The organism is Methylobacterium sp. 142-1Y, assembly GCF_057747795.1.
Map to the genome: position 1 here is coordinate 5,592,877 of NZ_CM173224.1, position 13,236 is coordinate 5,606,112.

General features: G+C 71.1%; 9 protein-coding genes. 5 read left to right on the plus strand and 4 right to left on the minus strand.

Translation table 11 applies throughout. From position 1 onward, the window contains the following. Positions 1-113: 113 nt before the first annotated feature. Genes crtD through AC3AOF_RS25685 form a run of 3 tightly spaced genes read left to right on the plus strand, consistent with a single transcriptional unit; the run spans position 114 to position 3,067 of the window. Complete coding sequence (gene crtD, locus AC3AOF_RS25675) at positions 114-1,637, plus strand: 1-hydroxycarotenoid 3,4-desaturase CrtD (protein ID WP_488346864.1); 1,524 nt, start codon at positions 114-116, stop codon at positions 1,635-1,637. Then, positions 1,634-2,488, plus strand: coding sequence for a carotenoid 1,2-hydratase (locus AC3AOF_RS25680; protein ID WP_488346865.1), 855 nt, complete (start codon positions 1,634-1,636; stop codon positions 2,486-2,488). Before crtD ends, AC3AOF_RS25680 begins: the two co-directional genes overlap by 4 nt. A gap of 51 nt (positions 2,489-2,539) precedes the next feature. Next, positions 2,540-3,067 (plus strand): phosphate-starvation-inducible PsiE family protein, encoded by a 528-nt coding sequence (locus tag AC3AOF_RS25685; protein ID WP_236988206.1) that lies wholly within the window; start codon positions 2,540-2,542, stop codon positions 3,065-3,067. A 236-nt stretch (positions 3,068-3,303) separates the two neighbouring features. Here AC3AOF_RS25685 and AC3AOF_RS25690 read toward each other — a convergent pair whose 3' ends face one another. The 4 genes from AC3AOF_RS25690 to AC3AOF_RS25705 all read right to left on the minus strand — a co-directional run bounded on the left by AC3AOF_RS25690 (position 3,304) and on the right by AC3AOF_RS25705 (position 11,028). Next, a complete protein-coding gene (locus AC3AOF_RS25690) occupies positions 3,304-3,984 on the minus strand; it encodes a hypothetical protein (RefSeq protein WP_488346866.1) in 681 nt (226 codons plus the stop codon). Between the two features lie 13 nt (positions 3,985-3,997). Further along, positions 3,998-5,197, minus strand: coding sequence for a glycosyltransferase (locus AC3AOF_RS25695; RefSeq protein ID WP_236988204.1), 1,200 nt, complete (start codon positions 5,195-5,197; stop codon positions 3,998-4,000). Between the two features lie 59 nt (positions 5,198-5,256). Then, entirely contained in the window at positions 5,257-8,196 is a 2,940-nt protein-coding gene (locus tag AC3AOF_RS25700) for an FkbM family methyltransferase (protein ID WP_488346867.1), read from the minus strand. Positions 8,197-8,421: 225 nt separating this feature from the next. After that, positions 8,422-11,028 carry a Hint domain-containing protein gene (locus AC3AOF_RS25705; RefSeq protein ID WP_488346868.1) on the minus strand — a complete coding sequence of 869 codons (2,607 nt, stop codon included), beginning with the start codon at positions 11,026-11,028 and terminating at the stop codon, positions 8,422-8,424. A gap of 974 nt (positions 11,029-12,002) precedes the next feature. On the opposite strand from AC3AOF_RS25705, the gene AC3AOF_RS25710 reads away from it, so the two are divergent. Both AC3AOF_RS25710 and AC3AOF_RS25715 read left to right on the plus strand, forming a co-directional pair. Next, the gene (locus tag AC3AOF_RS25710; RefSeq protein WP_236988201.1) at positions 12,003-12,692 is read left to right on the plus strand and encodes a phage tail protein; all 690 of its coding nucleotides are present in this window, start codon (positions 12,003-12,005) and stop codon (positions 12,690-12,692) included. Then, on the plus strand, positions 12,692-13,018 hold the full coding sequence (locus tag AC3AOF_RS25715; RefSeq protein ID WP_236988200.1) for a DUF6916 family protein: 327 nt from the start codon (positions 12,692-12,694) through the stop codon (positions 13,016-13,018). The genes AC3AOF_RS25710 and AC3AOF_RS25715 overlap by 1 nt, the downstream gene beginning before the upstream one ends. Positions 13,019-13,236 lie beyond the last annotated feature (218 nt).

The following is a 13,236-nucleotide window of genomic DNA, read 5'->3' on the forward strand; positions in this document are numbered from 1 at the left end:
GTTCGCGAGGCCGTCCGTGAGGAGTTCCATGGCGTCTCTCCCGCGTGTCATTTCGTTTGAACATCTCGCAGTGTCAACTTAGATTGACACTGTTGCGGCGGGAGATCAACGGCGTGGCCGACGAACGGGTGGTGGTGATCGGGGCGGGAATCGGCGGGCTCGTCGCCGCGCTGACGCTCGCCGCCGCCGGACTGCCGGTGACGCTGGTCGAGAAATCGGCGCGTCCCGGCGGCAAGATGCGCCGGGTCCCGGCCGGGCCGTGCGCGGTCGAGGCCGGCCCGACGGTCTTCACCATGCGCTGGATCTTCGAGGAGATCTTTTCGGAGTGCGGCGCGGATCTCGGCGCCCGGGTGGCTCTCGCCCCCGCCGAGATCCTCGCCCGCCACGCCTGGAGCGGGCCCGAGCGCCTCGATCTCTTCGCCGATCCGCAGCGCTCCGCGGCGGCCATCGCCGATTTCGCCGGCGCGCGGGAGGCGGAGGGCTTCCGGCGCTTCCGCGCCCGGGCGGGCGAGATCTACCGCACGCTCGACGAGCCGTTCATCCGCGGCCAGCGGCCGGGGCCCGTCGATCTCGCGATCCGGGCCGGGCCGCGGGGCCTCGGCGGGCTGATGCGCATCCAGCCCTTCACCACCCTGTGGTCGGCGCTCGGCGAATACTTTCACGATCCGCGCCTGCGCCAGCTCTTCGGCCGCTACGCCACCTATTGCGGCTCCTCGCCGTTTGCCGCTCCCGCAACCCTGATGCTGGTCGCCCATGTCGAGATGGAGGGCGTGTGGACCGTCGCGGGCGGCCTCTCCCGGCTGGCGGAAGCGGTCGCGGAGCTTGCGGGCGAGCGCGGGGCGGATCTCCGCTACGGTATCGCCGCGACCGGCATCACGGTCGAGGGCGGACGGGTGACCGGCGTCACCCTCGACACCGGCGAGCGGCTGCCGGCAACCCGGGTGGTGGCGAATGCCGACGCCGCGGCGCTGGCCGACGGGCTGTTCGGGGAGGCCCCCGCCCGGGCGGTCGATCCGGTCCCGATCCACGAACGCTCGCTCTCGGCCGTGACCGTCGCGGTGGCGGGCCGGCCCGACGGCTTCGACCTCGTGCGCCACAACGTGTTCTTCTCGGGTGACTACGCCGCCGAGTTCGCCGACCTTCGCGCCGGCCGCCTGCCGCGCGATCCCACCGTCTATGTCTGCGCGCAGGATCGGGGCGACGACGGCGTGCCGTCGACGACGCCGGAAGCCTTGCTCTGCCTCGTCAACGCGCCGGCCACCGGCGCCGCCCTGTCGTCCGAGGAGATCGCCCGATGCCACGACACGATGAGCCGGCGGCTCTCCGCCTGCGGCCTGACGATCGCCGAGACGGCGCGGACGGTCACCGGGCCGGCGGAGTTCGAGACGCTGTTCCCGGCGACGGGGGGAGCGCTCTACGGCCGGGCCTCGCACGGCTGGATGGCGTCGTTCCGCCGGCCGGGGGCGCGCACGCGGCTGCCGGGCCTGTATCTCGCGGGGGGCAGCGTCCATCCGGGACCGGGGGTGCCGATGGCGGCGCAATCGGGCCGGCTCGCGGCGGCGAGCGTGTTGCAGGACCTCGCTTCGACTTACCCGTCGCGCCGGGCGGCTATGCCTGGTGGTACGTCGATGCGGTGAGCGACGACGGCGCGCACGGCCTGACCGTCATCGCGTTCCTCGGCAGCGTGTTCTCGCCCTACTACGCCTGGAGCGGGCGCGGCGACCCGATCAACCATTCCGCCGTCAACGTGGTGCTGTACGGAAGGCCCAAGGCCTGGGCGATGACCGAGCGCAGCCGGCGCCACGTCAGCCGCACCGCGACCTCGCTCGCCATCGGCCCGAGTTCCCTCGACTGGGACGGGACCACCCTGACGATCCGGGTCGACGAGGTGACGACCCCCCTGCCGGCCCGGCTCTCCGGCACGATCCGGGTCCGGCCCGGCGGGTTCACGCCCGGCCCCTTCACCCTCGACGGCGAGGGCCGCCAACGCTGGTGGCCGCTCGCGCCCTCCTCGCGGGCCGAGGTCGCGTTCGACAGGCCCTCGCTCAACTGGAGCGGCCACGCCTATTTCGACACCAACGACGGCGACGTGCCGCTGGAACAGTCGTTCAGGAGCTGGACCTGGTCGCGCTCGACGCTGACGCACGGCGCGGCGATCCTGTACGACGTGGAGCGGCGCGACGGCAGCCGCCAGGACCTGTCGCTGCGCTTCGACCCCGACGGCACCCCGCGCCCGATCGCGCCGCCGGTCCCGGCCGCGCTCCCGCGCACGCTCTGGCGCCTGCCGCGCGCCACCCGCAGCGACGACGGCCGGGCGGCGTTGCTGCGCCGCTTCGAGGATGCGCCGTTCTACTCGCGCTCGCTGCTCGCGGCGCGGATCTGCGGCGAGGCGGTGCGGCCGGTCCACGAATCGCTCGACCTCGACCGGCTCACCCACCCGCTGGTGCGGTTCATGCTGCCCTTCCGCATGCCCCGCCCGCAAGGCTGAGCCGGCGCGCCCGCCCATCCCAAGGCCGAGCACCGTTCCCCGGAGACCGTCATGGTGGAGACCGCGAAACTGGAGAAAGCCGAGAAGGAGGGCGGATGGCTCACCCGGCTCTCCGCCTTCGTCTTCCTGCACACCGAGCACGCGATCTACGCCGCGCTGGGCGTGCTCCTGGCGCTGACCGCCGTGATGGCGCTGATCGATGCCGCCGGCATGACCCTCAAGGCGGTGACGTCCGTCGGCGCCGCCGCGCAGCTCCTCGACGTGGTCGACCGGCTGCTGTTCCTGCTGATGCTGGTCGAGATCCTGCACACGGTGCGGGTGTCGATGCGCTCCGGCCGGCTGACCTGCGAGCCGTTCCTGATCGTCGGGCTGATCGCCTCGATCCGGCGCGTCCTCGTGCTCACGCTCCAGACCGCCGAGCAGATGCATGCCAGCGAGTGGAACGCGCAGAAGGAGGCGCTGTTTCGCGCCTCGATGATCGAGCTCGGCGTTCTGGCCGGGCTGATCCTGGTGATGGTGGTGTCGATCTTCCTGCTCCACCGCGCCCGGGACAGCGACGAGCCGGCCGGGTCCGAGTAGGGCGCGGCTCGACCCACGGTCCGGCGTGCAACCCCCGCCGGCCGCGCGGCATTGATGGGGTTGAGCATGATGCAACCGAAGGGAGGCTCGTGATGGGCTTGCTGTTCTTCCTGGTCTTCGTCTGTCCGTGGATCGCGGTGGCGTTCCTGTCCGGCCGCGGTTCGTTCGGAGCGCTGACGAAGCTGAAGCCGTATTGAGGCAAGGCCGTGCGGGATGCCGGTCTCCGGCATCCCGCATCAGACCCCGCGCAGGAGCCGTTGCCACCACGCAAGCCGTCCCGCACCCGATCGCCGGGCCTGCTCCTCGTCCGCCTCCCGCGTCAGGCGGTGGACCAGCGGGTTGCACGCCTCCTGGTCGGCGACGCGGGCCGAGGCCGGCCGGGTCGGCAGGCCGTGGCGCGCGCGATAGGCGGCCGCGTCGAAATCCGGCGACGAATCGAGGTCCCGCCGCGCGCCGTGCCGGAGCAGATGCGCGAAAGGGTCCCGGTTGGGGCCGATCTCGCCGCCGTAGCGCGCGAGGTAATGGGCGAGGTCGAAGCGGGCATTGGGCGCGTAGAGCTGGCTGCGGCGATGCGCGAGGTAGTGCCGCAACGGCGAGGCGCCCCGGCGCAGGCGATAGGTGCGCGCGTACCAGGCCGGCTCGAAATAGGGGAGCGGCCGCAAGCCCGCCCGCTCGCCGATCCGGATATAGTGGCAGAGCGGGTTCACGTCTTCCGGATTTCCGTCGAGATACAGGGCCGCGTACCAGCCCGGATCGCAGTAGAGGTTCGGGCGCCTTCCCTCGCGGGCGCCGAACCGGCAGAAATGCTCCAGCGGATCGGCGCCGTCGGCGACGACGTCGGGCGATTCGAGCAGGTAATGGTTGGTGTCGAACAGCCCCGAGCGGGCGATGAGGTCGTAGTCCCTCGAGGTCGTCATGGCGGGCCGGAGGTCACGGCGCCGCTGGCGCCTGCCCGGACCAGTAGGTCGGCAGGTCGCTCGGCGCGATGCCCGGGCGCGTCGTGTTCAGGAAGCCGCGGCGCGGGTCGAGGGGGACGGGCATCCGCTCCAGGGCGCGCCGGGCAGTGACGGCGAAGCGCTTGCGCTCCGCCTCCGGCGCCGTCGGGCAGGCCATCAGGTCGAGGCTGGCCGCGAGGGCATGCCAGTCGCGGCCGGTCTCGTAGGCGTTGAGGGCGTACTCCTCGCGCAGGGCCCAGGCGTAGATCCACGGCATGACGAACAGCCCGGCCTCCGGCGGGCGCAAGGACAGGCCGGCCTCGGCGAAGTGGAACCCCTCCTCGCAGCGTCCGGCGAGACGGCAGGCGCGGGCCGCGGAGAAGCGGGCCTCCGCCCGGTGCGGGCCGAGCGCGATGGCGCGGCGACAGGCTGCCAGGACCTCGTCCACGGGCCGATCGAGTTCCGCCATCAGGTCGGCGGCGGACACGAGGGCGACGTAGGCCTCGTCCGGCCCGAAGCCGAGCTCGGCCCGCCGCAGATAGGCGTCGATCGCCTCCGCCCGGGCTCCGTCGCCCCGGTAGCTCTGGCCGAGATAGAAGGTGTAGCGCGAGACGAGGAACGGATCCGTCTCCGTCCGCAAGGCGGCCTCCAGGATGGCGATGTCGCGCCGAAAAGTCCCGGGCTCGCGCCGGCGGGCGCCGTCGTGGTGGCGCCGCATGGCGACGTCCAGGAAGGCCGGGGGCCGCGCCTCGGGGCAGGTGATGATCTCGTGCAGCACCCCGCGGTAGCGCCACGGCAGGGTGTTGCGTACCGCTTGCGTCCGCCGGAAGCTGTGCGGGCCATTCGTGACGGTGACCTCGTAGGCGTCCGCCGTCAGATCGGGCAGGACGAAGCCCTCGGGCAGGAGCAATTCGTCGTCGGCGTCGATGACCAGGGTGTAGGTGCCGTGCGGACGCGCCAGCGCGAGGCTCTCGGAGCGGTTATGGGCGAAATCGACCCAGGGACGCTCGACCAGCTCGCCCGGCCGATCGGCCAGGATCTCCCGCACCAGGTCCTGGGTCCCGTCGGTGGAGCCGGTATCGACGACGATCCAGTGGTCGATGAGCGGACGCACCGACTCCAGGCACCGGCGGATCACCGGCGCCTCGTTCCTGACGATCATCGCGAGGCAGAGGGTCTGGCCGGACGGGGTCATGCGAGGTCCTGGTGAAGGGCGCGGGCGGTCGCTTCGAGATCAGGAGATCGGCGGCCTCCTCACGAGGCCACGACGGACGCATAGTAATGCGTCGTCTCGAAGTGCAGCTCCACCCGCGTGCCGGCGATCCAGTCGGTCTCATAGAATGTCTGGCCGCGGCACCGGTCGATGAGGTCGGCCCGCTCGTTGGGGATCGCCACGTGGTCGGTCGGCCACTCGTTGCGGATCCGCATGAGGCTGTAGCCGAGCCCGAGCAGGTGCTCGATCACCGCCTTCGAGCTCGATCCGTGCCGGCGCAGGTGATGCTCCTCGATCTCGACGAACAGTACCGGGCGGTCGCGGGCGATGAGGGCCTGCATGCCGGCGAGCGCCGCGGCTTCCGCGCCCTGGACGTCCATCTTGATGAAGGCGACCGGCGGCAGGGGCAGGTCGTCGAGCCGGACCGTGAAGACGAGGTCGCCACCCTGCCCGATCCCGGTATGGCCGATATTGACGGTGCCGCCCGCCGTCAGCGTCGCCTCCAGCGGCTCCATCTCGACCGTGTCGCCGGACCGGTCTGTGACCGCCATCTTGTAGGTGCGGACGTGGTCGCAGCGATTGGCCAGCACGTTCTGCTGCAATTGCGCGTAGCACAGGCCGAGCGGCTCGAAGGCGTGGACCGAGCCGCGCGGGACGAGCCCGGCGAGCCGGACGGTGTGATAGCCGAGATTGGCGCCGAGATCGACGACGTGGGAGGTCTCGTCGAGGAACAGGCGGGCGAACTCGATCAGATGCGGCTCCCACTCGCCGGTCTCGAGGATCGTCCGGCCGATGAAGTCCTGCTCCACCACCACGAAGGTGCCGTGCCGCGCCTCGACCCTGCGGAAGGTCGGGGTGAAGCGGGGGCTCGGCGCCGGGGCGGTGAGTCCGTCGATGAGCGAAAGCCACTCGGGCACCCGCACGCGCCAGTCGTAGGTCTGCCGGCAATGCTCCTGCTGCGCCGCCGCGCGCTCAGGGTATCCCTGCCACGGATCGGCCAGTTCCCCGGCCAGGAGGTCGGCGAAGGCGCGGGCATGCTCGGCCGGATCGGCGACGTGAGGGTAGAGGCGGGCGAATCCGGCGGTGGTCTCCGGCAGCGCCCCATGGCTCGGGCAGATCACCCGGCAGCCCGCCGCCATCGCCTCGATGACGGCAAGGCACGAGGTCTCCGCGAAGGTGTTCGGATAGGCCAGGATGTCGATGTCGGCGAGTGCGGCGCGCAGCTCGGCGTTCGGCAGGAGCCCGTGGTAATGCACGTTCGGCAGCGAGCGGGCGCGGGCGTAGAGCTCGGCGTAAGGAGCGTCGTCGGCGCCCGGGCCGTAGAGCTTGTGCGACGACCAGACGTGCAGCTCGGCCGCCTCGGGCGCGGCCTGCGCCCAGGCCTCCAGCAGCACCGAGAGCCCCCGGTAGGGCGTGCTGGTATAGGCGACCTTGAGCGGGCGGCGATGACCGGGCACGCGGTTGCGCTCGGGCACCTCGGTGGCGTTGCGCAGCACGATGCAGCGCTCGGGCGGCAGGCCGAAGGTCGCCAGGAACTGCGCCCGCTGCCACTCCGAGACGAAGACGAAGCGCGCCACGCGGGCGACCCGGGCGGCGTCGCGCAGCCAGGCCACCGCCGGCTGGTCGGGTGCGTGATGGATCCAGACCACGAGCGGGCGCCCGTCGACCCGGCCCTCGTCGTAGCCGTTGAGGCAGAGATGGATGCGCTGGAGCGCCGCTCCGAGGCGCCGGGACAGGCCCTCGTGCATCAGCTCCGTGCCGCCCTGCGGGCGCGTCGGCAGCCAGGGCCCGGTACGTGACAGGCCGGACCAGAAGTCCGGCAGGTCGCTCGGGCCGATGCCCGGGCGGGTCGTCGACAGGAAGCCGCGCCGGCCCTCGATGGGGATCGGCAGCTTCTCGAGGGCGAAGCGGGCATTGGCGGCGTAGCGCTTGCGCTCGCCCTCCGGCGCCGTCGGGCAGGCCATCAGGTCGAGGCAGGCGGCGAGGCTGTGCCAGTAATGGCCGGCCCAGTAGGCGTTGACCGCGTATTCGTCCCGCAGGCCATACTCGTAGAGCCAGGGCTCGACGAACAGCGCGCCCTCCGGCGGCTTCAGGGGCAGGGCGGGCTCGGCAAAGCGAAAGCCCTCCTCGTAGCGCTCGGCGAGGCGGCAGGCGTGGCTGGCCGAGTAAGCGGCTTCGGCCCGATGCGGGCCGAGCGCGATGGCTCGGCGGTAGACCGCCAGTGTCTCGTCGAGGGGGCGCCCGAGGCCCGGCATCAACCGGGCGGCGGCGAGGAGGGCGATATAGACCTCCTCCTGCCAGTATCCGAGATCCGCCCGCCGCAGGTAGGCGGCGACCGCCTGCTCGTGGGCGCCGCAATCGCGGTAGCTTTGGGCAAGGTAGAAGGTGTAGCGGGCGATGAAGAACGGGTCCGTCTCCGTCGCGAGCGCCGCCTCCAGGATTGCGGCGTCGCGCCGGTAGGTCTCGCCGTCGCGGCGGCGGGCGCCGTCGTGGTTGCGCCGCATGGTGATGTCGAGGAGGGCGCGGTTCGTCCCGTCCGGGCATTCGACGAATTCGTGCAGTACCCCGCGGTAGCGCCACGGCAGGGTATTCTTCACCACCTGGATCCGCCGGTAGCTCAGCGGGATATCCGTGATCGTAACCTCGTAGGCATCCGCCGTGAGGTCGGGCAGGACGTAGCCCGGCGGCAGGAGCAGTTCGTCGTCGGCGTCGATGACCAGGGTGTAGGTGCCGTGCGGGCGCGCCAGCGCCAGGGCCTCGGACCGGTTGTGGGCGAAATCGACCCAAGGCCGCTCGACCAGCTCTCCCGGCAGGCCGGCCAGGATCTCCCGCACCAGGTCCTGGGTGCCGTCGGTGGAGCCGGTATCGACGACGATCCAGTGGTCGATGAGCGGGCGCACCGAATCCAGGCACCGGCGGATCACCGGTGCCTCGTTCTTGACGATCATCGCGAGGCAGAGGGTCTGGCCGGACGGGGTCATGCGGGGTCCTGGTGAGGGCGCGCGTGCGGTGCCGCCGGGTGAAGTGGGGGCGGGCGCCGAGGATCGCCGGGAGAGATGATGCCAGAATGAGTCCGGGAGGCGGCCGGGCCGGGAGTGCCGCTTCCCCGATGCCCTCACGACGAGGCCCGCGGCGCGCCTTTCGGGGCGCCGCGGGCCGGGTTCGTCTCGGGAGGTCGGGCCGGCCCCGGGGGCCGGCGCGGCGTCTTACGCCCGCCGCAAGAGGCGCGCGAGGACCGACCGCTCGGCCTTGACCTCGACCTTGGCGGCGAGCCGTGCCCGGACCCGGTCGACGACCGGGCCGTGGAGGACGACCGGCGCGCAGGCCAGTTCCAGGTTCAGCGCCGAGGCGACGAGGTCCGGATGCAGGGTGACCGGGCCGTCGTGGTTCTCGAAGGTGCCGCGGTTGCCGCAATCGAGGTAGCTCTCGGCGGGCATTCCGTCGGCGACCAGCACGTCGTGCACCGGCAGCTCGACGTGGTGGTACATGACCTCCGCCTGGTCGAGTTGCACCACCGACGTGCCGTTGACGAGCACACCGGCCGGGATCAGCACGCCCTCGACGAAGAGCGCGTGGCCGGGCGAGACGACGAGGTCGCGGTGCGGCAGGCCGGGGCCGAAGGCGTGCGCGGCGACCCGGACCGGCTTGGCCCGCTCGGGCTGCGGATGGCGCCGCAGGTCGAGGTGGCGGTGACCCACCCAAGCGACGGAGACCGTCTCGCCCGAAGCGGTGACGACGGCGTCGCCGGGCCGCAGGGCCTCGACCGGACGCTCACCCTCCGGCGTCAGGATCATCGTTCCGGACGCGAAGCAGATGACAGGGCCGGTCGGGCCGGTAGCACCCGTGGCACCATCGGCACCCGTCGGACCGGTGGCACCCTGCGAGCCCGTCGCACCCTGGGAGCCGGTGGCACCCTGGGCACCCGTCGCACCCTGGGAGCCGGTGGCACCCTGGGAGCCCGTCGCACCCTGGGAGCCGGTGGCACCCTGGGCACCCGTCGCACCCTGGGAGCCGGTGGCACCCTGGGAGCCCGTCGCACCCTGGGAGCCGGTGGCACCCTGGGCACCCGTCGCACCCTGGGAGCCGGTGGCACCCTGGGAGCCCGTCGCACCCTGGGCACCCGTCGCGCCCTGGGAGCCGGTGGCACCCTGGGAGCCGGTGGCACCCTGGGCACCCGTCGCACCCTGGGCACCCGTCGCGCCCTGGGAGCCGGTGGCACCCTGGGAGCCGGTGGCACCCTGGGCACCCGTCGCACCCTGGGCACCCGTCGCACCCTGGGAGCCGGTGGCACCCTGGGAGCCCGTCGCGCCCTGGGAGCCGGTGGCACCCTGGGAGCCCGTCGCACCCTGCGAGCCTGTGGTGCCCGGCGCACCTTGCGAGCCGGTCACACCCTGCGCGCCCTGTTCGCCGGTGGCACCCTGGGAGCCGGTCGCGCCCTGTGCACCCGTCGCACCTTGAGAGCCGGTCACGCCCTGCGTACCGGTCGAACCTTGTGAGCCTGTCGCACCCTGGGAGCCGGTGGCGCCCTGCACCCCTGTCGCACCCTGGGCACCGGTGGCACCCTGGGAACCGGTCGTGCCCTGTGCGCCCTGGGAGCCGGTGGCACCTTGAGCGCCGGTGGCGCCCTGCGCGCCCGTCGTCCCCTGGGCACCGGTCACGCCCTCGGCACCGGTGGAGCCCTGGACGCCCGTCGCGCCCTGAGCGCCGGTGGCACCCTGGGCACCGGTCACGCCCTGAGCGCCGGTGGCACCTTGGGAACCGGTCGTACCCTGTAGGCCCTGGGAGCCGGTGGCACCTTGAGCGCCGGTGGCGCCCTGCGCGCCTGTCGCCCCCTGTGCGCCCGTCGCGCCCTGTGCGCCGGTGGCGCCCTGAGCACCCGTCGCGCCCTGTGCGCCGGTCACGCCCTGGGCACCGGTGGTGCCCTGAGCGCCCGTCGCGCCCTGTGCGCCGGTGGCGCCCTGAGCACCCGTCGCGCCCTGTGCGCCGGTCACGCCCTGGGCACCGGTGGTGCCCTGAGCGCCCGTCGCGCCCTGGGCACCGGTGGCGCCCTGAGCACCCGTCGCGCCCTGTGCGCCGGTCACGCCCTGGGCACCGGTGGTGCCCTGTGCGCCCGTCGCGCCCTGGGCACCGGTGGCGCCCTGCGCACCCGTCGTACCCTGGGCACCGGTCACGCCCTGCGCGCCGGTGGTGCCCTGCGCGCCCGTCGCGCCCTGCGCGCCGGTGGCGCCCTGCGCACCCGTCGCGCCCTGTGCGCCGGTCACGCCCTGGGCGCCGGTGGTGCCCTGAGCACCCGTCGCGCCCTGCGAGCCGGTGGCGCCCTGCGCACCCGTCGTACCCTGGGCACCGGTCACGCCCTGCGCGCCGGTGGTGCCCTGCGCGCCCGTCGCGCCCTGCGCGCCGGTGGCGCCCTGCGCACCCGTCGTACCCTGCGCGCCGGTCGCACCTTGAGCTCCGGTCACGCCCTGGGCGCCGGTCGTGCCCTGCGCGCCCGTCGCGCCCTGGGCGCCGGTGGCGCCCTGCGCGCCCGTCGTACCTTGAGCCCCGGTCACGCCTTGAGCGCCGGTGGTGCCCTGGGCGCCCGTCGTGCCCTGGGCACCGGTGGCGCCCTGTGCACCCGTCGTACCCTGGGCGCCGGTCGTGCCCTGCGCACCGGTGGCGCCCTGGGTGCCCGTCGCGCCCTGTGCGCCGGTGGCACCCTGGGCGCCGGTCGCACCCTGGGCACCGGTGGCGCCCTGCGGGCCTTGGGTCACGTTCACCCGGGTGGCCGTCAGGCTGTAGCCGGCGGCCGGTGACGTCGCGCTGCCGTCATTCACGGTATCGCTGAAGGTGAGGTTGTTGGCGGCGTCGTATGCCGTATATTGTTGGGTGCCGTCTTGTACGGCGGCCGCGGTGGCATCGTCCGCAATATACTGAAAGCTGAACTGATAGGGCGAGCTGAACGAGCCGCCATTCGAATTCAATCCAGGAACAGTGCCAAGATAATTGGATTGACTCGTCGAGTTTCCATAAAAAAAACTGATCGAATTGCCATCGACGTTGGTCGTCCCCGACAGTGTAACCAGCCTCTGGACCATTGCAATCCCCCAAAAATCTTTGCACGCCCGTTCGATCTTGTCGAAGCAGGCGGAATGGCCATGCGGCGCATCGATCGTTCGGCAAAATGCCCGCGAGCAATCCATAACGGAAGGCAGAAAAACAGATTTTCGCGGCTGCCATCCATCAAACTCGCCGCACGTGACATTTGCGCCATATTCATGATCTTGTGGTATAATGAGATGTTCTATATTTATATTATCAGTAATATACATACTAATATATCAAATATAATAGGTCAAACTAAGCGCGATATGCTGAAATTGCCAGCCTGGGATTTTTTTCGCAATCTATCGGATATTTTCGCCTTCGATGGCGATCTTGTCCCGGCCGATCATGGAAGAACGCCGGAACAAGCCCCAGTCGTCGTTCGGTCGACATGCCGGGCAAGCCGCCCAATCCGGACCGCAATGAAAGGCCGCACGATGAGGAAAGTGTCGTCTTACCGGTGACGCCGCGGTTGTCCATCCCAATAGCTAGCCATGATGAGCAGATAAGCTCGCCCTAGCGATCGTTTTGCCGGTTCAGCGTTAGCTCCAGGCGGCATGGCGCCTGGCATCAGTTTTCCAAAGATCCCCTTGCCGAGAGGCGGTGGCGTCGTCTAACAGTCTAAGTGCAGGGCGAATCGCCAGCTGCAAGTGATTCGTCTGCATCCGTCGTACCGCACGGCACAATCCATTAAAGGAATTTTATCATGGAAGCGATGACGAGCATGATTTTCATGGTGCCGTTCACTTGGGCGCCGGACGGCTGGCTTTCCTGCCAAGGGCAGATATTGAACATCCAGCAATATCAAGCTGTGTTCTCCCTCATCACCAACATGTATGGCGGCAACGCCTCAACGACTTTCGGCCTGCCGAACCTGTCGGGCCGCGCGGCCATCGGCGCGGGCCAGTCCACGGTCACCCCCACCACGCAATACGCCGTCTCCAAGGTCTACGGCACCGAGACGACGACGCTGGCGGCCGCCAACCTGCCGCCCCACGTCCATCCGGCGACGTTCGCTCCGACCATGGGCAGCCAGAACATCACCATCCCGGCACAGACCGGTCCCCTGAAGGTGGCGGTGAACGTCTCGAATGCGCCGGGCGGCGCCGCCCCCGGGACCGGGACCGTGCTGGGATCGGGCACGAGTTCGTCGAAGGTCTACGCAGCCTATCCCCCGACTGCCCCCAATGCCATGACGGCCCTCAACGACGCATCGACCACGGTGACCGGCACCCCGGCAATCCCACAGCAGACCGTTGCCATCAACACGGTGACGGGCGGTACGGTGACGGTCGGCCCGAATAGCGGCGGCACCCCGTTCAGCACCATGCAGCCCTCGCTGGCGCTGAACTTCATCATCACGATGTTCGGCCTCTACCCGCAGCGGCCGAATTGATGGCCGATTCGCTCAGCACCCTGTCCGCCGGGCTGTTCACCCCCGCCGTGGGAGAGACGTTCACCTTCCGGGATCTGAATGGCTCCGCCCTGACGGCGACGCTGGCGCGGTGCGACGAGTATCCGCGTGCGACGATGCCGGGCAGCGCCCGCACGGCGTTCGGGCTGATCTTCACCTGCCCGGCGGACGCGGTCGGCGACTATGGCGGCGGCCACGGCGTGCTGTCTCATCCGACGCTCGGCGAATTCGGGCCGCTCTACGTCGAGCGCGTCCTGCCCGTCGGCTTCCCGCCGGGCACGGCCTCCTACCAGGCCGTCTTCTCCTGAGCGGCGCGGGGCGGCCCCGGCCGGGGATCAGTCCCCACTCGGGCACGGCGGCCGCCTCTCCGATCTCCCCCGACGGGACATCCGCCGGAGGGGGAACGATGCCGGATCTCGTCCGTGGACGGCAGGGTCGCGGGATGGCGAATCGCAGTCGGCGGCAAAGCTCCGGCCGTCGGACGGCGGCCCGGGCATCGATCCCTCCCGGTCTACCCCCTCATGCG